Source organism: Larkinella insperata (genome assembly GCF_026248825.1).
Classification (GTDB): Bacteria; Bacteroidota; Bacteroidia; order Cytophagales; family Spirosomataceae; genus Larkinella; species Larkinella insperata.
Genome location: NZ_CP110973.1, coordinates 1,391,743 through 1,410,849, shown reverse-complemented (window position 1 = coordinate 1,410,849; position 19,107 = coordinate 1,391,743). Strand labels below are relative to the sequence as shown.

16 protein-coding genes and 1 tRNA gene are annotated in these 19,107 nt (G+C 52.5%); 7 read left to right on the top strand and 10 right to left on the bottom strand.

From position 1 onward, the window contains the following. Window positions 1-58: 58 nt before the first annotated feature. The 3 genes from OQ371_RS05695 (at window position 59) to OQ371_RS05685 (ending at window position 3,508) form a co-directional block, all read left to right on the top strand. Entirely contained in the window at window positions 59-667 is a 609-nt protein-coding gene (locus tag OQ371_RS05695; RefSeq protein WP_265992819.1) for a HupE/UreJ family protein, read from the top strand. A gap of 211 nt (window positions 668-878) precedes the next feature. Next, window positions 879-3,287, top strand: a complete 2,409-nt coding sequence (locus OQ371_RS05690; protein ID WP_265992818.1) for a M1 family metallopeptidase — start codon at window positions 879-881, stop codon at window positions 3,285-3,287. 147 nt (window positions 3,288-3,434) lie between these two features. Beyond that, window positions 3,435-3,508 (top strand) — tRNA-Pro (locus OQ371_RS05685). A 49-nt stretch (window positions 3,509-3,557) separates the two neighbouring features. Here the strand turns inward: OQ371_RS05685 and OQ371_RS05680 are convergent. The 10 genes from OQ371_RS05680 to OQ371_RS05635 form a co-directional block, all read right to left on the bottom strand. Beyond that, the gene (locus OQ371_RS05680; RefSeq protein WP_265992817.1) at window positions 3,558-4,094 is read right to left on the bottom strand and encodes a DUF4199 domain-containing protein; all 537 of its coding nucleotides are present in this window, start codon (window positions 4,092-4,094) and stop codon (window positions 3,558-3,560) included. 115 nt (window positions 4,095-4,209) lie between these two features. After that, window positions 4,210-4,689, bottom strand: a complete 480-nt coding sequence (locus OQ371_RS26315) for a response regulator transcription factor (RefSeq protein WP_310586613.1) — start codon at window positions 4,687-4,689, stop codon at window positions 4,210-4,212. 61 nt (window positions 4,690-4,750) lie between these two features. Then, window positions 4,751-6,136, bottom strand: a complete 1,386-nt coding sequence (locus OQ371_RS05670; protein ID WP_265992816.1) for an enolase C-terminal domain-like protein — start codon at window positions 6,134-6,136, stop codon at window positions 4,751-4,753. A 14-nt stretch (window positions 6,137-6,150) separates the two neighbouring features. Beyond that, the gene (locus OQ371_RS05665; protein ID WP_265992815.1) at window positions 6,151-7,032 is read right to left on the bottom strand and encodes a sugar phosphate isomerase/epimerase family protein; all 882 of its coding nucleotides are present in this window, start codon (window positions 7,030-7,032) and stop codon (window positions 6,151-6,153) included. Between the two features lie 42 nt (window positions 7,033-7,074). Continuing rightward, on the bottom strand, window positions 7,075-7,851 hold the full coding sequence (locus OQ371_RS05660; RefSeq protein WP_265992814.1) for an SDR family NAD(P)-dependent oxidoreductase: 777 nt from the start codon (window positions 7,849-7,851) through the stop codon (window positions 7,075-7,077). A 28-nt stretch (window positions 7,852-7,879) separates the two neighbouring features. Beyond that, on the bottom strand, window positions 7,880-9,985 hold the full coding sequence (locus tag OQ371_RS05655; protein ID WP_265992813.1) for an alpha-glucuronidase family glycosyl hydrolase: 2,106 nt from the start codon (window positions 9,983-9,985) through the stop codon (window positions 7,880-7,882). Between the two features lie 99 nt (window positions 9,986-10,084). Beyond that, complete coding sequence (uxuA, locus tag OQ371_RS05650) at window positions 10,085-11,278, bottom strand: mannonate dehydratase (protein WP_265992812.1); 1,194 nt, start codon at window positions 11,276-11,278, stop codon at window positions 10,085-10,087. Window positions 11,279-11,303: 25 nt separating this feature from the next. Then, a complete protein-coding gene (locus OQ371_RS05645; RefSeq protein ID WP_265992811.1) occupies window positions 11,304-12,755 on the bottom strand; it encodes an alpha/beta hydrolase in 1,452 nt (483 codons plus the stop codon). A 3-nt stretch (window positions 12,756-12,758) separates the two neighbouring features. Then, window positions 12,759-14,027 carry a mandelate racemase/muconate lactonizing enzyme family protein gene (locus OQ371_RS05640; RefSeq protein WP_265992810.1) on the bottom strand — a complete coding sequence of 423 codons (1,269 nt, stop codon included), beginning with the start codon at window positions 14,025-14,027 and terminating at the stop codon, window positions 12,759-12,761. Window positions 14,028-14,153: 126 nt separating this feature from the next. Further along, entirely contained in the window at window positions 14,154-15,104 is a 951-nt protein-coding gene (locus OQ371_RS05635) for an RraA family protein (RefSeq protein WP_265994268.1), read from the bottom strand. A 291-nt stretch (window positions 15,105-15,395) separates the two neighbouring features. On the opposite strand from OQ371_RS05635, the gene OQ371_RS05630 reads away from it, so the two are divergent. The 4 genes from OQ371_RS05630 to OQ371_RS05615 all read left to right on the top strand — a co-directional run bounded on the left by OQ371_RS05630 (window position 15,396) and on the right by OQ371_RS05615 (window position 19,097). Then, window positions 15,396-15,767, top strand: a complete 372-nt coding sequence (locus OQ371_RS05630) for a hypothetical protein (protein WP_265992809.1) — start codon at window positions 15,396-15,398, stop codon at window positions 15,765-15,767. 97 nt (window positions 15,768-15,864) lie between these two features. Beyond that, window positions 15,865-17,037 carry an MFS transporter gene (locus OQ371_RS05625; protein ID WP_265992808.1) on the top strand — a complete coding sequence of 391 codons (1,173 nt, stop codon included), beginning with the start codon at window positions 15,865-15,867 and terminating at the stop codon, window positions 17,035-17,037. A gap of 556 nt (window positions 17,038-17,593) precedes the next feature. After that, window positions 17,594-18,427 carry a MotA/TolQ/ExbB proton channel family protein gene (locus OQ371_RS05620; RefSeq protein ID WP_265992807.1) on the top strand — a complete coding sequence of 278 codons (834 nt, stop codon included), beginning with the start codon at window positions 17,594-17,596 and terminating at the stop codon, window positions 18,425-18,427. A 43-nt stretch (window positions 18,428-18,470) separates the two neighbouring features. Beyond that, entirely contained in the window at window positions 18,471-19,097 is a 627-nt protein-coding gene (locus OQ371_RS05615; protein ID WP_265992806.1) for an ExbD/TolR family protein, read from the top strand. Window positions 19,098-19,107: the final 10 nt, after the last annotated feature.

Below are 19,107 nucleotides of genomic sequence, written 5' to 3'. Positions count from 1 at the left end.
TGCGGCATTCCACCTAACGATTCTATTCCCAACCGCTTTTAACACCGTCAATTGCCGTATGAGTGAATTCTGGGCTTACCTCCAACTGGGCTTTTCGCACATTACCGATCCGGGTGGCTACGACCACATTTTGTTTGTCATCGCATTGTGCGCTATTTACACGATCAACCAATGGAAACAGGTCCTGATTCTGGTCACGGCATTCACACTCGGCCACTCCCTTACGCTGGCACTGGCCACGCTGCAACTGATCAACTACAGCACCGATCTGATTGAATTGCTGATCCCGATTACCATTCTGATTACGGCAGTCACCAACTTTTTCTACAAAATTCCTAAAAGCCTGTTCAACGAGCAGCCCAGGCAATCGCCGGGGCGGTACGTGCTCGCGCTGCTGTTCGGTCTGATCCACGGTATGGGTTTCTCCAATTACCTCCGGAGTTTGCTGGGGCGGCAGTCGAGCATCGTCAAACCGTTGTTTGCGTTCAATCTTGGCCTGGAACTCGGCCAGATTTTCATCGTCATCGCCGTATTAGCCCTCGCTTTTTTCCTGGTGGAACTGATGCGGGTTCGCCGGCACGATTGGAATCTGATTGTTTCCGGTATTGTGGCCGGGATGGCGCTCTCGCTCATTATCGGCAACGAATACCTCGCCGAACTATTCTGATATCCGAACGGCTTCCTTCCACCGGGTGCTCAAGAGCCTTTATCGAACAGCGGTTTCCCTGTTTATGCCACGGTGAACTAGGAAAATAAAAAGTATAAATAGAAAGTTTACTGGCTTCGGCGTTTCTAACGTATACCGTATAGGTATAGTTGAAGGCTTTTTCGTAATTTCATTGTCACATTCATCACAAATTATATTTCGACACCCAACTATGAAATTGAGATTTCATGTATTGGTTGCGGGATTAACCGCAATTGTATTTGGTGCGCAAGCGCAATCGCAGCCATCGCCCAATTACAAGGCCAACGACCGCTTTGAACAGATGGGTCCGTTGCTGCCCACGCCCAATACGTTTCGCACGGCTTCCGGCTCACCCGGCCGCGATTTTTTCCAGAACCGGGCCGATTACGACATCAAGGTTGAACTTGACGATGCCAACCAGAAAATCACGGGCTCCGAACTGGTGACGTACTTCAACAACTCGCCCGACGAACTGAAGTACATCTGGCTGCAACTCGATCAGAATTATTTCGAAAAAGGCTCCATTGGCGGGATTACAAAAACGGGCGGAGTGAACGAAAACGGTATGTCGCCGGCTGGGCTGAGTACCTTAACTTCTACGGCTGGCCGGGGCGCCGGGCCGGATCCCAACAAAGACTTTGGGTATAAAATTACGGCGGTAAAAGACAAAGCCGGTAAGCCGTTGAAATACACCATCAACCAGACGATGATGCGCATCGACCTGCCGACGCCCCTGAAACCGGGCCAGAACGTTGCCTTTGGCGTCGACTGGAGTTACCTGATCACGGAATACTACGGTCGCAGCGGTTACGAGTACTTTCCCAAAGACGGTAATTACAATTACTTCATTGCCCACTGGTTTCCGCGTCTGGCGGCCTACGACGACGTCAACGGCTGGCAGCACAAGCAGTTTCTGGGGCAGGGTGAGTTCACGCTCATCTTCGGTAACTACAAAGTGGCCATCACTGTGCCCAACGACCACGTTGTGGTTGCCTCGGGCGAGTGTCAGAATTACAAGCAGGTGCTGACGCCCACGCAGGCGCAACGAATGCAGAAAGCCGCCAATTCCAAAACGCCGGTGCTGATTGTGACGCAGGCCGAAGCCGAAGCCGCCGAGAAAGCGAAGCCAACCGGCAAGAAAACCTGGATTTACAAAGCCGACAACGTGCGCGACTTTGCCTTTGCCTCCTCCCGTAAATTCATCTGGGACGCCATGCAAACCGATGTCTACGGCGATGGCCGCAAAATCTGGAGCATGTCGGTGTATCCGAAAGAAGGAAATCCGCTGTGGGGCCAGTATTCAACCCGGGCGGTAGAACACACGCTCAAATCCTACGGAAACCGGACCTTCAAGTATCCCTACCCGGTGGCGATTTCCTGTCATGGAGTTCCTGGCGGTGGGATGGAATACCCGATGATCAGCTTCAACGGCGGGCGGCCCGAACCCGATGGTACCTATTCGGAAGCGACCAAAGCCGGTATGATCGGGGTGATTATCCACGAAGTGGGCCACAACTTTTTCCCCATGATCGTCAACTCCGACGAGCGGCAGTGGGCCTGGATGGACGAAGGATTGAACACGTTCTGCCAATATCTGGCCGAGAAGGAATGGGATTATAACTTCCCGACCCGGCGCGGAGAACCCAATCAGATTGTTGATTACATGAAATCCGACAAATCGGTGCTGTCGCCCATTATGACTTCTTCCGATAACGTCATTAGCCTCGGCCCCAACGCCTACGCCAAACCGGCCACGGCCTTGAACATTCTGCGCGAAACCGTCATGGGCCGCGAACTGTTCGACTACGCCTTCAAGGAGTACGCCAACCGCTGGCGCTTCAAAAACCCCACCCCCGCCGACTTCTTCCGCACCCTGGAAGATGCCTCGGGCGTGGACCTGGACTGGTTCTGGAAAGGCTGGTTCTACGGCGTCGAACCCGTCGATCAGGACCTGGTCGAAGTCGACTGGTTTACCCTCAACACCCAGAACCCCGAAGTCGAGAAGGCCCTGGCCCGCACCGAAGCCCAGAACCGGGCCAAGACCATCAGCAAGATGCGCGATGCGGCCACCCAGGCCCAGACCGTCGTGGCCCAGGACTCGACCATGAAGGACTTCTACAACCGCTACGATCCTTACGCGGTGACCGATGCCGACAAGAAGAAGTACGAAGAGTACCTGTCCAGTCTGAGCCAGGAAGAGCGTCAGACGCTGGCGTCGAAGAACAACTTTTATACCTTGACGGTCAAGAACAAGGGAGGCCTGCCCATGCCGGTGATTGTCCGGATGCAGTTTGAGGACGGCACCGATTCGGTGGCTCGTTTTCCGGCGGAGATCTGGCGCTTCAACGATGCACAGATTCAGAAGGTGATTGCCACGGGCAAGCGGGTGGTGCAGTGGACGCTGGATCCTTTCCAGGAGATTGCCGACATTGACACCGACAACAACGCTTTCCCGCGCGTATCAAAACCGACGCGTTTCCAGTTGTTTAAGCAAGGACAGGGTGGCCGAGGAGGAGCCCGGGTTCCGAACCCAATGCAGCAACAGCAGTCGGCGCAGCCCCCGGCTCGCCAGGGCGGTGCCAACAATCGAAATGAATAAACGCACCTACGGGCTTTCGTTCGTATTCAAAAAGCTGTACCAACGGGATTTGGAATCAGAAGAACACGGACGAAAGTTTGCAGATGCAGAAAATAACTTGGAGTGTTTCATGCAGTATGCGTAACTTTTGTATATTTGCACCCGATTCGGGATGTAGCACAGCCAGGTAGTGTACTTGCATGGGGTGCAAGGGGTCGTGGGTTCGAATCCCGCCATCCCGACTGGCCTAAAGGCAAAACAGAAATTTTCTGTTTTGCCTTTTTTTATGGCTTATGCTGGCTGAACCTGGCTGCGGTTCCCTTTTTTCAACAGAAGGGCGCAAATCAGCGAAATAAGCAAGCCAATCGGAAGAACTTCTAGATAAGTGAACAAGACAACGAATAAAGGATTTTTATACATCTCCTTGTATTGTTGTAATTCCTGCGTTTTTGTCGATAGGTCGGCCGGGGATATACCGTCATTTTGGGCTTCTCTCAAGACGTGGGCGGTGTATTTATCCATAAAGTCAGGGATAAAAAGATAATAGTCGATCAGCCAGACGATAACGTACATAGAGGAAGCAATCAGCGTAATAGATAAACCAATCCTGAAAGCTTTCCCGAACGAAACAACACCGTTGTTGTGCTTGTCGCGATAGTTTTTTATTCCCACAAAAATGAGCGCAAACGCCAGCACCATTGATGCATAGCCCAGCACCATGTTGCCTTTAAAATCGTCATTGAGGTAACACATCGCCGTCGAAACGACCATCATGGCGGTAAGGAGAAAACCGGAAATGAGTCCGCAGATCAGAACAATTTTTTTCATCCGTATTGTAGTTTTTGAGACGGGCAAAATTGAGCAGGCACGCCCATTCCTTACTCATTCTTTTGGGTGATTTACGGCCTGAAAGGCAAAAATTACACTTTAGTGGGAGCTGGTGTTAGGGAATGAGGTGGAGTTGTTTGGCTTTTTGAACGGCCTGCGTCCGGCGCTTAACCTCCAGCTTTTCCAGCACATTCGACGAGTGCGTTTTGATGGTGTTGAGCGAAACGAACAAACGGGATGCGATCTCCTGGTTGCTCAATCCTTCAGCCATTAACTGTAATACTTCCAGTTCGCGTTTACTTAAACCGATTTTCGTAAGTTCCTCTTCATCCCGGATAAAACCGGCCGGCTGGGGATGATAAACGGCTTTTTCAACAACAATGGTTTTGACTTTGGGCTTGATTAATTTCTGCGCCAGCCAGATACCTAAACCAGTAAAAAGAAGGGCAATCGAGCCGATATAAATTTCAGATGTATGGTGAATAATCAGAAGCCGTAACTCAAGCCATTTCAGCAGAAACAGCAGTAACGCCAGCGAAATACCGTAAAGAATAGCGAGCTTGTTTCTGATCAGGAAATGGACGAGTACTTGCATTTCTGCTTACGAATGTTGGCTATAAACAGAAAAATAAGGGTTTAAAACGGTATTTCCGAGCTTATTTGTCGGCAAAAAGCGCTTCGTAATGGGCCGACGGCTCAAAAATTCCGCCACTCTGGTCGTAAAAAGACTGATCCGTCAGGTACACACCTTTCTGCGTTCTGGTCCACGAGGCCCCGGCTCTGGGATGGTACGACATCAGCTTGTCCCAATTTTTAAAATACTGGTGGCCGTTGGTTTCCTGCAAACCGACCGTCATGCCGGGAAAAGGCGGTAGCCGGGCAGCCACGGCTTTGTTCCAGTCAACCAGAATGGGGTTAACGGTCAGGTCGGCGCAGAAGCAGGGAATCTTTTTTTCGTAGGCCAGCTGGGTGATTTTCATAGTCATGCTGAGCGTTTTGGCAATCGCTTTGACGGCGATGGCGGAGTAGCCCTGCTCAATCCGACGGGCGGCATCCTCGACGGTGTGCGCGCTTTCGTCGGCGGCCACCCGCACACCCAGATCGCCCACAAAGACCTCATTATTTTCCTCGAACGGCTCTTCAATAACCGCAATCTGATCAAACGCGCCAATTTTTTTGGCGTGGTCCAGAAACCGCTGCAATGTTTCTTTCTTTTCGTAGCGCCCGTTGGCGTCGAAGTAATACGGTATTTTACCGCTCTTTGTGTAGGGTGTTTCGTAATGCCCGATGGCCTTGTGCACCGCCGTCAGAAAGGCAATGTCTTTCTCGATCATTTCGGCCTGCGTTCCCGCCGAACCGGTTTTCAGTTTCATGATAAAATAGCCTTCGTCGGCTGCGGCTTTGATGCGCTCGGCGGTGGTGCCTACGCTGAACGACGGGATGCTGGCTACCTTCGTATGCCGGTGTGACAGACCCGGCTTGTAAGCCGCCGGAATCATGTCGTCGAAGCGGGTGATGTTGTTTTCCTGCGCGTAGAGCAGCCAGGCGGCATTATCGACGCAAACCAGCGCATTCAGCGCGAAGGTTTTCCGCAGGTTGGGGTTGCCGGTAATCTTTTTCCCGTACGCCAGCACCTCCGGCAACACCGTGTCCAGCAGCTCAACCGGCGTCGTAAATGACGTGCCCCGGATGAGTTGCAGCGCCCGTTCACTCATGGCATACATCAGCGCGTTTCCGGCGCTTTCGGAGTGGGCGGCAAACACGCTGGAATCCGACCAGAGCACCCCCTGCGTCGCCAGGCCAATTTTCCGAATGCCCGAATCCGATTCGAGCAGGGCCATTGTCTGCCAGCTGTCGGTGATGGCGCTGCCTTTAAACCGATACGGATTCAGCGGTTCGCGCTCAAAGTTGGAGTTGACGCTTTTGATCCGAATTTTCGCCAGTGGTTTGTCTGGTTCACTCAGCGCGGAGGGCCGCGAAAAACCGCTCAGTCCCACGGCCGTCAGCGCGCCCGTGTAGCCAATAAATGCCCGACGATTCATGGGTGTCGTTCCGTTTAAGCCTGGGAAGTCATTTTCTCAAAAAGCTGACGCTGTTCGATCAGGGCGGCCACCTTGTCGGTCGGGTTCGTGCGGCATTCGAGCAGAATCCAGCCTTTGTAGTTGTTCTTCACAAACAAATCCATCAATTGCTGGTACGGATAACTCGTGTCGTTCAGTTCGCGAACGTGGCAGATGTCGCCAAAGCGTTTTTTAACCAGATTGAAATTGTATTCCAGTCCCTTACCGTGCAGATCTTCCGGATTGCAGTTCCAGCAGACCGTGGCGTTTTTGTTCGGGGCGTGGTCCATGATGGTTTTAATATTCGGCAACTCCTGCGTTTCCTCACCGTGCACTTCGAGCCGGATTTGCTGTCCGAAATCAGCCGCGTATTTCGCCAGTTCGTCCAGCGACCGGCCAATCTGCGCCAACGTTTTCTCGGTCGGAACGTCCTTGTGTAGCTGATTGGGCTTCACCTTAACGCCCGAACCGCCCACGTCGGCGCTCAGCCGGATAAATTCTTTGGTGCGTTCGATGGACTTCCGCAGCCGGTCCGGATCGGGCGAGTCGTACTGCTCGTTCGTTCCCATACCAACCACCTTTACCGGGCTATCGGCAAACTTCTTTTTTACCTCCTGGCGTTCGGCAGCCGACAAACTGGGCATCACACCGTGGGCGTGTTCCACCCGTAGTTCCACTCCGCCAATCCCGGCGGTGGTGCAGTTTTTGATCAGCCTCGGAACGTCCCAGTCTTTCCCCCACAAATACGTGACCATGCCCAGTTTCATCTGCGATTTCTTCCAGTTCGGTACCGAAGCGATGGTTTGGCCGGCGAGTAGGGAGGCCCCGGTCAGAAGTGATAATTCTTCGAAAAAGGTTTTTCGGCTGATCTTTTGCATGAGTCAATAAAGGAAGGGTGAATACTAATGAGTCTGTTCTGATTAAAAGCCAATCGAGTTGCCGCCGTCGACGGGCAGCGAAGCGCCGGTGATGTAGCGGGCCGCGTCAGATGATAGGAAAACGGCGGCATGGCCAATGTCTTCCGGTTTGCCAAAATGGCCCATCGGCGTTCGGCGCATGGCCCGGTCGCGCCGGTCGGGGTCGCCACCCATCGCTTTCTTGCTCATTTCGGTTTCGATGAATCCCGGCGCGATGGCGTTTACCCGGACGTTGTGGGGTGAAAATTCCGACGCCAGCACTTTTACCATGCCCTCCACCGCCGATTTGGAAGCCGCATACGCCACCACGCGGTCAATCCCGTAATAGGCCGCCATCGACGAAATCATCAGAATGGACCCACTGCGCCGGGGAACCATGCGACGGGCGCAGGCCCGGGTGAGGGCAAAAACCGCGTTCAGGTTCGTCTGGATGATGCGGCTAAACTCTTCATCGGTGACTTCCAGCGCTGGTTTTTTGAGGTTGATACCGGCGTTATTCACCAGAATATCAACCGATCCGAGCGTGGTTTCGATTTGTTCTACCAATGACTCCAAGCCCGTTAGGTCGGTTACATCGTTGGTAAAATAATGGGCCGTTTCCCCCAGGTTGGCAACGGCTTCGCGGAGGGGTTCTTCCCGGCGGCCGGTAATGACGACGCGGGCTCCGGCCTGCACCATGCAGCGGGCAATGTCGAAACCGATGCCCGTTCCGCCCCCCGTAATCAGGGCCAGCTTGCCCGTTAATGAAAATACGTTTGGTTGGTTTTCGCTTGATTGCACGTTTTCTCTGTTTATCGGTATCTGCGGATTACCGCATTTTATAAATTTCTACCAATTGTTTCACCTCATCCAGACTCCGCTCCGGCTTTTTGAAGGGGGCTGGAATGGGCTGTCGGGAAAATTCCTGGAGGTAGAGCACCCAGGCATCGCGCCACCAGATGGCTTCCTTCTGCTGGGTCGCCAGCCGCCCGGCTACGTTGTCGAAGGTTTCGGGGTTCACATCTTTTTTGACCTGTGCCCATTGCTTTTGCAGCCAGCCGACGGAATCCGCCCCGGTATAAAACCGCGTGCAGAGTTCATCCCAGAGCGTCCGGCCTGTGCTCAGTTTTTTCGTCCACGGAACGTGGTGAAACCAGAGCAGATAGGGGAGCGGGCAAGTTTCCGGGTTGTTCCATTGCTGCTGAACTTCCGGACGGTATTGGGCCAGCGCGTTGCTGCCCTTGGCCGTGCGGTCGAAACCCAGACCAAGGGAGTCGGCGCGGTGGTAATAAATCGCCGTCCAGTCAGGGCGCGAACTGCGGTTTTGCCAGGGCTCCGGCGCAAAATGCGCGCCCGTCCAGGGACGCGAAAGGCCCATCGGGGTGTTGTAGTTAACGTAAATATCCCGCGACTTCAGCAGCATATCCGTGATGGTTTTAACAGAAGCCGGTTCGGTCGTGAGTGTCATTTTTACCCATTCGTTGGCAAGCGCTTCCGACGACAGCGAATGGTCCCAGGCCAGCCGCCCGAAAGCGTACCAGTTGGCCTGGGCCAGCGGGTGACCTGTCCAGTTGCGATCCGAGCCAGTGTTGGCCACACCGGCGATGGCGGTTAGCGGGTACGCGTGTAAACTGCCGTCGATGACCTTAGCAACCGTCGAGTTTTTACCCGTGACGTAGGTATCTGAATCCAGGCATTCCTTGAAAATGGGCGCTTCGTAGACGAGATGCGTGGCAAAACCGAGGTATTCCTGCGTCAACTGGAATTCCATCCCCAACGGTGTTTTAGGCATCACGCCGAAGATGGGTGAAAACGGTTCGCGGGGCTGAAAATCAATCGGGCCGTTCTTGACTTGTACAATGACGTTTTTATCAAACTGGCCGTCGAGCGGCTGAAATTCTTCGTAAGCCGCCTTGAAACGGTCGGCTTTTCCGTCGGCCTTGTAGACGAACGCGCGCCAGATGACGATGCCTTTGTGCGGAGCCAGCGCTTTAGCCAGCATGTTGGCCCCGTCGGCGTGGGTGCGGTTGTAATCCTGCGGACCGGGTTGGCCTTCCGAATTAGCCTTGACCAGAAAACCGCCAAAATCCGGAATGAGCTTGTAAATTTCAGTGGCTTTATCCGCCCACCATTTGTTGACTTCCGGATCGAGCGGATCGGCGGTCTTTAACCCCCCGATGGTTTTGGGCGCGGGAAAGTAAACGGACAGATAGATTTTTATGCCGTACGGACGAAAGACATTCGCCAGGGCGGCCACCTTTTCCAGATACTCGGCGGTTAAAAACCGGGAACTCGCGTTAACGTTATTCACCACCGTGCCGTTGATGCCGATAGAAGCATTGGCGCGGGCGTAATCCCGGTAGCGCGGGTCGATGCGTTCGGGGAGTTCGTACCAATTCCAGAGTGATGAACCGGCGTAACCCCGTTCAATGCTGCCGTCGGTATTGTCCCAATGGTTCAGCATCCGGAGCTGAATTTTAGGATTACTGATCAGCGAAAGCCCACTGATGGGTTGCCCGGTTTGTAGTTGACGCAGCAACGCAAATGCGCCGTACAGCACTCCCGCGTCGGTTCGGCCCGAAACCGTGATGTTTTGTTTGCCGGTAATCTGATAGCCCTCGTCATTGCGTGTCGGTAAATCCGCCCTGGTTGTCAGGATAATGCCACCGGTTTTGTTTCCGGCGCTCGTGACGATTGGAACGGCTTTCCCGAGCAAGCCCTGCAAACCAGCCTGCAATTCCTCGGCGGCTGTTTTCAAAACAGGGGTATTGCCGCTCAAAGCAATGAACTGGGCCGAACGGGCGTACGTGGCTCGTTGGCTGGCGTCTTTGATCAGGTCATATTTCAGCCATAACCGGTAACCGTCGTCTCGGTCCGGCGCTCCGGCGCGACACCAGGTGGTTAACAGGAGAAGAAATATGATCTTGTAATTCATGATTTTAAAAGTTGTATCGCAGAGTCTAGCAGAGCTCTTTAGAGTTGAACAGAGGCTCCGCTTAACTCTAAAGAGCTCTGCTAGACTCCGCGAAATAAGTCACTCCCTATCTTCCAAAGATCGTGTAATGCCCATCTCCAGCCCCCGCAGCTCGGCCAGGCCGCGTAGCCGACCGATGGCCGAGTAACCCGGATAGGTTCGCTTGTGCAAATCGTCGAGCATCTGGTGGCCGTGATCGGGGCGCATCGGAATGGCCGTTACGCCCACACCGGCTGCGGCCCGCCGTTGCTGTTCGAGCACAATCGCCTTGACAACCGCGTACATGTCTACATCACCCGCCAGGTGATCGGCTTCGTGGAAATTACGCGGATCGGCTTCCCGCTTCGTTGTTCGCAAATGGATAAAGTGAATCCGGTTGCCAAACCGCCGTACCATTCCCGGCAGGTCATTGTCGGGACGGATGCCGAGCGACCCGGTGCAGAACGTGATGCCGTTGGCGGTGCTGTCGCAAGCCGCCATCAATTCTGCCAGATCGGCCTCGGTGCTGACGATTCGCGGCAGACCCAGTAACGGCCTCGGCGGATCGTCGGGGTGAATACAAAGGTTGATGCCGACGGATTCGGCCACCGGTGCCACTTCCCGAATAAAATAGTAGAGATTTTCCCGCAACGCCCGGTCGTTGATGGGGGCGTATTCGTCCAGCAGGCCCTGAAAGGTAGACAGCGTGAAGGCTTCCTCCGAACCGGGTAAACCGAGCAAAACAATGTTGCTCAGCTCCGTGATTCGCTCCGGGGTCATTTGGGTGAATTTTGCGCGGGCCGACTCAATAACACCCGGTTCGTAGTCAGCTTCGGCCCCCGGCCGTTTCAGGATACAGAGGTCGAAAACCGCGAAATCTTCCCACACAAACCGCAGCGCCAGCGAGCCGTCCGGCATTTCGTAGCTCAGGTTGGTCCGCGACCAGTCGAGCACCGGCATGAAGTTATAGCAAACCGTGGTAATGCCGCAAGCCGCCAGATTCCGCAGCGACTGCTTGTAGTTTTCAATGTACACTTCACGCGTGGGACGGCCTTTCTTGATGTCTTCGTGAACCGGCAGGCTCTCGACCACCGCCCAATGCAGCGGAATATACCGTTTGTTGTCGGCTTCGATCAGACCTTTTCGTTTCTCAATCTCTGCAATCGTCCAGACGTCGCCGACCGGAAGCTGGTGCAAAGCCGTCACCACTCCGGTGCAACCCGCCTGACGAATATCCATCAGCGAAACCGGATCATGCGGCCCGAACCAGCGCATGGTTTGTAGCATTCCCATTCGTACGCTATTTCGTGTCGTTAAAATATTTTTTGGCAAATTCCAGAAAAACTGGCCAGTCGGGCAAGTCGGTATGGCCGCCCTCGTGATTCCGAAACGCCAGATCGCCCTTGACCAGCGACACATCCGGGGCCGGCATCTGCTGCGTGCCAACACCTTTTTTGCCCAGCAGCTCATAAACCGGACTCGCAGCCACGCAGGCCAGAAACTCGCCGTGTGGGTCGGCCCACTGGTCCTGCGTTCCCCCGGTAATAAAAAGCGGGCGCGGAGCCACGAGCGTCATCAGGCTGTGCGCATCGACGGGCATCGCCTGCCAGTTGCCCCCATACTTTAGAAAGTTACCGGCCATCCAATGATACTCACCCGAACCGGCCACATTATCGATTGTCTCGCCAAAATTCCGCTTTTCGAGCGACGCGCCCAGTGAACCGGAACAACTCGAAAAGACAATAGCCCAGCGCGGATCCAGCGCTCCGGCCAGCAGGGCGGTTTTGCCCCAGCGCGAATGACCCTGAATCCCGATTTTTTTGGCATCAATGGCGTTGTCGGTTTCAAAATAGTCCAGCGCACGGCTCAGGCCCCAGCACCAGGCCGAAATGACGCCCCAGTCGTCGGGCTGGCGGTCTTTGCCCTCGTTGACCAAGCCGATGATGCCTTCGTGCAAACCGGCTCCGCTGTCCATCTGGATATCGCCGGTATTGACGCGGGCGTAGGCCCAGCCAGTTGCCAGCACCATGTCCAGCGCGGTAGGGCCCGCCGGGGCCGGAAAATTGAAATTCGTGGTGGCAACGACCATCAGCGGCACCGGGCCGGACGCATTGGCCGGGAGATAGAGCGTCATGGTAATGCTCGGTTTTGCGCCCGGAAACTTCGAATTGTCGATGTGGCCAACAATCGTCTTTTTGATGGCCTTGCCGTTCAGTGCGCCGGGTTCCGTGGCCGTCACCTCAAACGTAACCTTGGGCGTATTGGCCGGGGTTTTGCCAAAGATCTCGGTTTCATACGCGTTCAGAATTTCCGGCCGCCGTTGTTTCCACCAGGCTGCGGCATTTTTAACGGTTTTGCCGTTTTTCAGCACCAGCGGATCGGGCAGTTTGTAGGCGTTTGCTTGGATTTCGTTGTAATTCGTCCAGTTGCCCCAACCCGAGCGGACGTGCGTGTTTCCGGCTTCGTCGTACCAGTTGGTCGAATTGGGGCGTTGTTTCAGGTGCTGCGGTCGTTTTGGATCATCGGCGGGCGGGGGTAGGTTGGCGGGGACTTTTAACTGAAGTTTATCCATCATTTTTTGCCAGTCTTCCTGGGCAGCCGCGCGCATTTTGCTCATGTACGCCGTTCGTTCTTCCGGCGTCATTTTCTGAAAATCCGGACTTTGGGCATACACGGTTTTTGCCGATGAAAGGGTAATCAGCAAAAAAGTCAAAGCCGTATGGAAGCGGTAAAAGGGAGCGCGTTTTTTCATCGATTAAACGAAGAAGGGTACATCTTTCGGTGCGTACTTTTTCATGCCCGCTTCGTTGATTTCAACGCCGATGCCCGGTTTTTCGGAGAGCGGAATAAAGCCGTCTTTCACCATTGGCCCGTCAAACGTGACGATTTCCTTGAACATCGGATCTTCGTGGAAGTAGATCTGCCATTCCAGAATCATGAAATTCGGTACCGACGCGCAGACGTGGCTGGATGCCATCGCGCCCAGGTACGACGCTACCATGTGAGGAGCAAACGGCACGTAGTAGAGGTTGGCGAGGTTGGCAATCCGCTGCCCTTCGCCCAGGCCACCGGCTTTCTGCAAATCCGGCATAATAATGTCCACCGCCCCAATTTCCAGCATTCGGCGGAAGCCGTAGGCCAGGTAATGGTTTTCGCCCGCACAAATAGGCGTGCTGGTTGATTCGGAAATGATCTTGTAGGCTTCGACGTTTTCGGCCGGAATGGGCTCCTCCAGAAACATCAGGTTCAGCGGCTCCATCATTTTTGCCACACGTTTGCCGGTAGTCATGTCGTAGCGGCCGTGCATATCGACGCAGATGTCGACTTTAGGCCCAACGGCTTTTCGTACGGCGGCAATCTGGTTATACATCCGTTCCAGTTCACCCGGGCTGGCGGTCCAGTTGTAGCGGTCGTATTTATTGGGATCGTTCCACTCGTCGATGTCGTATTTGACGGCGTTGAAGCCCATCTTGACGGCTTCGATGGCGCTTTGTGCAAAATTGTCCGTGCTTTTGTCCTTATCACGGTAGGTGCCGGTATCGCAATAAACCCGGATTTTATCCCGGTATTTGCCACCCAGCAATTGGTACACCGGCAACCCAAGCGCTTTACCAACCAGGTCCCACAAACCGGTTTCGACGGCGGAGAGAACGGCGATAAACATACCGGCCTGCGCTCCTTCGAAAAAGCCAGACCGGCGGATGTCTTCGAACAAACGGTTGACGTTCAGCGGGCTTTTTCCTTTGATGCGCTCGGCCATCATCTTCACCAGGTGATAGGTTCCGGGCGTGGCATCAACGGCTTCTCCGCAGCCCCAGATTCCCTGATTGGTGTGAATCTTGACGAACAGGCTGTGGCCGTTCCGGATGTAACCGCATTTGATGTCGGTGATTTTCAGGTCGGACGGCGCGGACGACAGGGGCGCTCGTTCGACGGCGGTTTCCAGGCCGTTGCCGAAACTGGAAGTGGCGGCAAAAACGCTGGCAATGGCACTTTTTGTAAGGAAAGATCGGCGAGAAGTCATGTTGAGTTTAAGAGTTTAAGCGAGCGAGTTGGGTCGCGGAGTTTAGCAGAGAGGTTTAAAGTTTAGCAGAGGCTCCGCTTAACTCTGAAAAGCTCCGTTAAACTCTGTGAAATAACTCCCCTCGTATTACCAGGTACGGGTTTTTAGATAGTCCTGAATTTGTTCTTTTGGCACCGGCAGTTCGTTCAGGTGCGCATTGAGCCACTGCGAGAAATCTTTTTCGATCTCGGCCGACCAGCGGTTGTCGATCTGGCCGGGAGTGTATTTCTGTTCGCGCAGACGCTGATGGCCGAACATATCCCGGAGTCGCACGATTTCCGAGGTCTTAACAACTTTTTCCACCAAGTGTGGAGGAATGAAGGTAACGGCACCGTCGCGACCCAGAACCACGTCGCCGGGCATGACCATGACTTTGCCAATTCGCGTTGGCCGGTTGATGCCAACTAGCGTGGTGTTGAGTTCGCCGTCGGGGTTGTTGAGGTGGTGGGAGGGGTGGTAGCTGCGGAAGTAGGACGTAAAACCGCCGATTTCCTTTAAACCGGCAATGTCGCGGATGGCACCTTCGTAAACAATCCCGTTGCCGGTTTTGGCATAAATCGAGTTGCCGAGGTTGTCGCCAATGGTGGGGCCATCTTCGTGCATTCCAAACTGATCAACCACGTAGACGTCGCCTTTCACCAGCATGTCGATGGGCCAGGCGTTCTGGGATTTAACCCGCCCGTCTTTTTCGTGGCCTTTTTTATCAGTCACCCGGTGAACGTCGGGACGACCGGGCATAAACGTTGCCGTGAGCGCCCGGCCCACCAGGACGCTGTCGGGGTTGATGGTTTGCCAGCCTTCGGCGTACTGGTACTTGTAGTTAGCGCCTTTCATCGTGGCCCAGGCTTCTTCGTGGGTTACCAGCTTCATGCGTTTCAGCAGGGCATCCGGCACTTTTGGCCGACCGTCGGGAAAGCGTTCGCCCTTCCATTCGGGCGTCAAGAAAATCAGTTCTTCGCGGGAAATCTGTTGCCCAAACGACAGCGTCGCCAGGCCAAGCAGAAAAACCGCCGTGGCAGGTAAAAAGCTCCGTTTCATCATAGTATTCAGGAACCAGAAAAAGATTTAGGATTTGAACGGAAGAAGGAAAAACCGGCAGACTTCTACCCGTTTTGCCGGCGCATTGTATACAGGATTCGGCGCGTGGACCAAACGGTGTCCACGTTGTTCGCTTGCGGACAGAATTTGTCCGGGTTCGTACACTTCCGGAAATGCACGATAATAATAGTGTCTGATTATCAGTAGGTTAATTTATTGGCACAGCAATTGGCATATAGAAGGCAGAACAGTAACAACAGAAAGAATAACAAACAACAAATACGAACAACCATGAAAGCATTATTGGGTACTCTGCTCTTTGCTACGTTACTAAGCACCAACATCGCAACGGCCACCCCGAACACGCCCAAATCCCGCTCGTTCGAAACCAGCACGTTTGTTACCCGTGAAAACAAAATCTGGGTGGCCGTTGAAAAATCAACTTTTTTGCCGGTGACAGTAGTCCTTCGCAAGCAAGGTGAAGTATACTTTAAGAAGTTCATCGCCAAGAGTGAGAACAAGTTTGCCGCTAAGCTGGATGTCAGCGATTTGTCGGATGGTCAATATGAACTGGAATTTATCTCGTCGGAGGGGAGCGTAAAAAAACTGGTCAACATCGGTACACCGGTGCAGGAGACAACCCGTCTGATTTCAATGAAATAAAAAATCTGTCAAGATTCTGTAGGATTAGTTTAGGTTAAGAAAGCGCGGGAAAGCTACTTCTGATTCGGAGGTAGCTTTTTTTCATTTATTTTTACGGATGGAACAGCCGCGTACGATTTACACCACTGCTTTTTTTCTTCTTTGTTTAAGCTCATTCCTCTTCTTTGCCAGCTTTAACATGCTGATTCCGGAGCTGCCGGGTTATCTAACCAGTCTGGGCGGTGCGGAATATAAAGGATACATCATTAGCTTGTTTACCCTGACGGCGGGTTTGTCCAGACCATTCAGTGGCCGGCTGACCGATACCGTTGGCCGGGTGCCGGTGATGGCGCTGGGGTCGCTGGTGTGTTTTGTCTGCGGTTTTTTGTATCCCGTTGTCGGCTGGGCCGGGCTCAACGGAATTGCGGCTTTGTTGCTGCTGCGTCTGGTACACGGTTTTTCGACCGGCTTTAAACCAACCGGCACTTCGGCTTATGTGGCCGACATTGTACCCGACGAGCGCCGGGGCGAAGCAATGGGAGTACTCGGCCTGAGCGGCAGCGTCGGGATGGCTTTCGGGCCGGCGCTGGGCAGTTGGTTAACGTCAGCTTTCGGCCTGAATCCCCTGTTTTATACTTCTTCCACGCTGGCGCTGCTCTCGATCGTAATTCTGCTAAATATGAAGGAAACGCTGGTCGAGCGGGTCCCGTTTCGGTGGAATTTGCTGCGGATTTCGCGCCGGGATGTATTTGAACCGGCGGTGTTTGCGCCGTCGCTGGTGACGTTTCTGAACTCGTTTAGCTTCGGAGCGGTCATTACGCTGGCCCCTGATTATAGCCAGGCATTGAACGTGGGTAACAAAGGGTTATTTTTTACAGTATTCACCGTTTCATCACTGGCAATCCGGTTTCTGGCGGGCAAAGTATCCGATCAGTATGGTCGGCGGCCGATTCTGCGGGTTGCCTCGTTGATTATTACGGTGGCTATGTTGCAACTAGCCTTCAGCACATCGACCCTCTCTTTTCTGCTGGCCGGGGTGGTGTTCGGGATTGCGTCAGGCATGTATTCGCCCACCGCCCAAGCGTGGACGGTTGATTTGAGCGATTCGGGTAATCGGGGCCGGGCCCTGGCGACGATGTACATTGCGCTGGAAGCCGGTATTGGTTTGGGCGCTTATTTATCGGCGTTCTTGTACAACAACCAAAGTGACCGATTTTCGTTGGCCTTCTCCGTAATTGCGGCTTTTTCAACCCTCTCATTTTTGTTTCTGCTAAGCACCTGGAAGAGGTAGATCAAACGCTATTCTGCGTGAAGTATAGTACTATTCGTAGGTGAAAAAATTGGTTGCCTAAAACCGCGTGCCGGAAATCTCGGTGTTTGCTCGGGTCAGTTCTCTGCTAACGCTGCTCTGGAAGGCTTATTTGCAAATTAATTTTCCTAAAATTTCGCCTACCGTTCACCATTTGAAAATCAAGAAAAAGAAGGCAATTCGATCTTCTTAAATCACTTTTTATATAAAATTTTCTTTTATATCAGTACAAAAATGGAAATTTTTGGCAGCAAATTTTATTTTGGATAATGGCGTGTAAAAGAAATAGTTAACAATTTTTCGTAAATGATAATTAGAAGCATTCACCTTGGAAAAATATAAAAAACGTAGCATATTTTCTCGATTTAACAAAAAAATGACCTAACCGCTTGTATATTTTCAGATAGAAAATTGATACTTTTGTAATAGGCTTCAAGAAAAGTCGCCCGAAATTTTATTCTACCAAAACGTTTCAATTTGAAATTTTCGTTTTCTTTACACAAAAAACCAGTTTCAATTTAACCCTACAGTTAGTCTAATGAAAACACAATCTCCAACTCCAGCACCAGCTAAAGCAGCAGCTCCCAAGAAAAAGTCGGGCGGTCTGAATCCGGTGTTTGTCATTCCCATTTTGTTTGCCATCGCTATCTGCACGTACATGTTTGTATTTGGCGATCCGAGTCACTTTCAAGGTGGAAATAACGAAAACCTTCCGCTCGATGGCGATTACTTCGGGATTGTTTACAAAGGAGGTCCTATTGTACCGCTTCTGTTTACCTGTTTCTTAATTGTGCTGGTTTTCTCAATTGAGCGTTTTATTACAATCGGCCGCGCCAATGGTTCAGGATCGATTGACGAGTTTGTTCGTAAAGTAAAAGGAATGCTCGACCGTAACGAAGTAGAAGCCGCTATTAAAGAATGCGACCGTCAAAAAGGTTCAGTTGGTAACGTTGTAAAAACGGCGCTGATCAAATATCAGCAACTGAGAACCGATGCAGAACTGACCAAAGAACAAAAACTGGTGGCTTTGCAGAAAGAAGTTGAAGAAGCAACAACGCTCGAATTGCCGATGTTGGAGAAAAACCTGACCATCATTGCTACGCTGGCATCTGTATCAACGCTGGTTGCTCTGTTGGGTACGGTATTGGGTATGATTCGCGCATTTAGCGAATTGGGTTCTACAGGTCAGCCAGATACCGCTGCACTTTCAACGGGTATCTCTGAGGCCCTTGTAAACACGGCTTTGGGTATCGGTACGGCAGCTATCGCAACGATTATGTATAGCTACTTTACCAGCCGCATCGATGAATTGACGTACAATATCGATGAAATCGGTTTGAGCATTCAGCAAAACTTTGCCGCCCACAATTAAGTCGGGGTTGGTATCGTTTTTACATCACAAAAAACAATAAACTATGCCTATCGTTAAGCCTAAGCGGTCGCGGCCTCACATGGATATGACGGCGATGTGTGATGTGGCATTCCTTCTGCTGACCTTCTTTATTTTGACGGCTCAGATCAGGGTACAGGAGGCTGCTGAAATTAACCCACCAACGTCTATCTCAGGGATTAAAGTACCCGATACCGACATCATGACCATCAGTTTGGATAAAGATGGAAAAGTGTTTTTCGGTATTGACGGTCAGCCAAACCGGGTGGCTATGCTCGAAAACATCGGGGAAACCTATGGAATTTCTTTCTCAGACCGGGAAAAGAAAGCTTTTTCGCTGCTGCCTAACTTTGGATTACCCATTGCTCAGTTAAAATCGTATTTGGCGTTGAAACCCGATCAGCAAGGGCAAATTAAACAGCCCGGCATCCCGGTCGATTCAACAGCCAGTCTGCAAACCAACCAGTTATCGCAGTGGGTTTTCAACGCCCGTAAAGCGAATAACAAATTACGGATTGCTGTAAAAGGCGACAACCTGGCAAAGTTTCCGAACTTTAAGAATGTGTTAAGTTCTTTGCAATCACAGAACATTAACAAATTCAACCTGATCACAGGCACTGAAGCTCCACCAGCTGGTTGGACAAATGATTAATTAAGGTTAA

What these genes read in the sequence shown, in the direction of transcription:
- OQ371_RS05695 (WP_265992819.1), top strand. Translation starts at nt 59, where the DNA reads ATGAGTGAATTCTGGGCTTACCTCCAACTGGGCTTTTCGCACATTACC.
- OQ371_RS05690 (WP_265992818.1), top strand. Translation starts at nt 879, where the DNA reads ATGAAATTGAGATTTCATGTATTGGTTGCGGGATTAACCGCAATTGTA.
- OQ371_RS05680 (WP_265992817.1), bottom strand. Translation starts at nt 4,094, where the DNA reads ATGAAAAAAATTGTTCTGATCTGCGGACTCATTTCCGGTTTTCTCCTT.
- OQ371_RS26315 (WP_310586613.1), bottom strand. Translation starts at nt 4,689, where the DNA reads ATGCAAGTACTCGTCCATTTCCTGATCAGAAACAAGCTCGCTATTCTT.
- OQ371_RS05670 (WP_265992816.1), bottom strand. Translation starts at nt 6,136, where the DNA reads ATGAATCGTCGGGCATTTATTGGCTACACGGGCGCGCTGACGGCCGTG.
- OQ371_RS05665 (WP_265992815.1), bottom strand. Translation starts at nt 7,032, where the DNA reads ATGCAAAAGATCAGCCGAAAAACCTTTTTCGAAGAATTATCACTTCTG.
- OQ371_RS05655 (WP_265992813.1), bottom strand. Translation starts at nt 9,985, where the DNA reads ATGAATTACAAGATCATATTTCTTCTCCTGTTAACCACCTGGTGTCGC.
- uxuA (WP_265992812.1), bottom strand. Translation starts at nt 11,278, where the DNA reads ATGCGCTGGTTCGGGCCGCATGATCCGGTTTCGCTGATGGATATTCGT.
- OQ371_RS05645 (WP_265992811.1), bottom strand. Translation starts at nt 12,755, where the DNA reads ATGAAAAAACGCGCTCCCTTTTACCGCTTCCATACGGCTTTGACTTTT.
- OQ371_RS05640 (WP_265992810.1), bottom strand. Translation starts at nt 14,027, where the DNA reads ATGACTTCTCGCCGATCTTTCCTTACAAAAAGTGCCATTGCCAGCGTT.
- OQ371_RS05635 (WP_265994268.1), bottom strand. Translation starts at nt 15,104, where the DNA reads ATGAAACGGAGCTTTTTACCTGCCACGGCGGTTTTTCTGCTTGGCCTG.
- OQ371_RS05630 (WP_265992809.1), top strand. Translation starts at nt 15,396, where the DNA reads ATGAAAGCATTATTGGGTACTCTGCTCTTTGCTACGTTACTAAGCACC.
- OQ371_RS05625 (WP_265992808.1), top strand. Translation starts at nt 15,865, where the DNA reads ATGGAACAGCCGCGTACGATTTACACCACTGCTTTTTTTCTTCTTTGT.
- OQ371_RS05620 (WP_265992807.1), top strand. Translation starts at nt 17,594, where the DNA reads ATGAAAACACAATCTCCAACTCCAGCACCAGCTAAAGCAGCAGCTCCC.
- OQ371_RS05615 (WP_265992806.1), top strand. Translation starts at nt 18,471, where the DNA reads ATGCCTATCGTTAAGCCTAAGCGGTCGCGGCCTCACATGGATATGACG.